Source organism: Anaerolineales bacterium, assembly GCA_022866145.1.
Lineage (GTDB): Bacteria > Chloroflexota > Anaerolineae > Anaerolineales > E44-bin32 > PFL42.
This window is the reverse complement of the sequence record JALHUE010000314.1, coordinates 1-1,610: the sequence shown is the minus strand read 5'-3', so window position 1 is coordinate 1,610 and position 1,610 is coordinate 1. Positions and strand designations below refer to the sequence as shown.

Sequence of the window (1,610 nt, the reverse complement as noted above, 5' to 3'; positions counted from 1 at the left end):
TCGGCCGGGGATGATTGTTTGCTCCATCACTGGCTACGGCCAGACGGGACCCTACCGTGAGCGACCGGGTTACGACTTCATGGTCCAGGCCATGGGTGGTTTCATGAGCCTGACGGGGCCTGCAGACGGCGAGCCTTTCCGGGCCGGTATCGCCATCGCCGATCTCGGAGCCGGCATGTTCGCGTCCACAGCCATCCTGGCCGCCCTTTTCGCGCGGGAGCGCACCGGCGACGGGCAGCGCATTGACATATCCCTGCTGGACACGCAAGTTGCGCTGCTGTCTTATGTCGCCAGCAACTACCTCGTCTCTGGGCAGCCCCCGACCCGCTACGGTAACGGCCATCCCAATCTCGTTCCCTACCAATCGTTCCGGGCGCAAGACGGCTACTTCGCCTTTGCCTCAGGGAACGACTCCCAGTGGAAGCGCTTCTGCGAGCGGGTAGGCGAGGCCGAGTGGGCCGAGGATTCGCGCTTTGTCACCAACAGGGCACGCGTCGAGAACCGTGAGGCTGTCGTCGAAAGGCTGAGTGACTTGTTTCGGACACGGCCAGCCCAGGCCTGGATCGACCTGTGCGAGTCCATTGGGATTCCGGCGGCTCCTATCAACAGCGTCGACCAGGTCTTCGCCGATCCGCAAGTCGTGGCGCGTGGGATGCGGACCGATGTTGACCATCCGACCGCCGGACGTGTGCCGATGGTCGGATCGCCCCTTTGCATCCCGACCTCCCCTACGCAAGTCTTCCGCGCGCCGCCCACACTGGGGCAGCACACACAGGAAGTGCTTGTCAACCTGCTGGGCTATACGGCGGAAGAGGTGAGCGCCTGGCAGGAGGCTGGCGTCGTGTAGGGCGCCTCAGGGGACGATTTGGTCAGTCTCCCGTGCCGCTTCGCTGGTCTTCGGCGGGCCGACGGCCGACGAGTGTGCTCCGGGTGGACCATTGCAGATTCCCTCGCCCCGGAGCGGGATGGCTCGCACCTGCAGAGGGGAGCATTGCCGGGCGCGCGGCATCTTGGACCTTGTCTGTGATTGGTGCTATCCGCCGGGCTCCACCCTCACGATACCCGCGGTCCCCTGCGCAACCGCCCAGATGTCTCCCACATCCCCGGCTGACACCAGGACGGCCTAGTCATATCCGACGTTGAGAAGACTGCGTCGGCGCCGCGTTCGATCCTGACGTGCGCAGAGGACCAAGAAGGACGTTTGCATCGATGTCAGTGCTCCAAGACGCGCGGCTCTCCTCCACAGACCGCCGGAGTATCTGAGATCCGGGGAAGGGCGCTGCGAGCCATGACCGCGGTCCTCATCCTGGTCTCAGTACCGCGGCAAGACCCCGGTTGACGACGGGCGTTGGACGGCCTGACTTCGGCCAACCAGGAGCCGGAAATGAGGCCGTCTCCCGAGCCTGTCTGATTCATTGGAGAGAGCCATCGCGACTCGCTGCAATCATGGAGCACACACCAGATTGCATGATCGACTGAGATGGTAGTCTGGGAAGAAACAAGACCAACCTCAAGCAGGTGAGGGTTAGGCTGGACGCGTACGTCCGACTGGGTAGATCCCCGCCGCTTCGCAGACATGTGCCACACGCAGGAGGGTCGACTCGTCAAAG

1 protein-coding gene is annotated in these 1,610 nt (G+C 63.8%); it reads left to right on the top strand.

The annotated features are described in order from the left end of the window. On the top strand, positions 1 to 847 hold an 847-nt coding region (locus MUO23_09735), incomplete at its 5' end, for a CoA transferase (protein MCJ7513233.1). Positions 848 to 1,610: the final 763 nt, after the last annotated feature.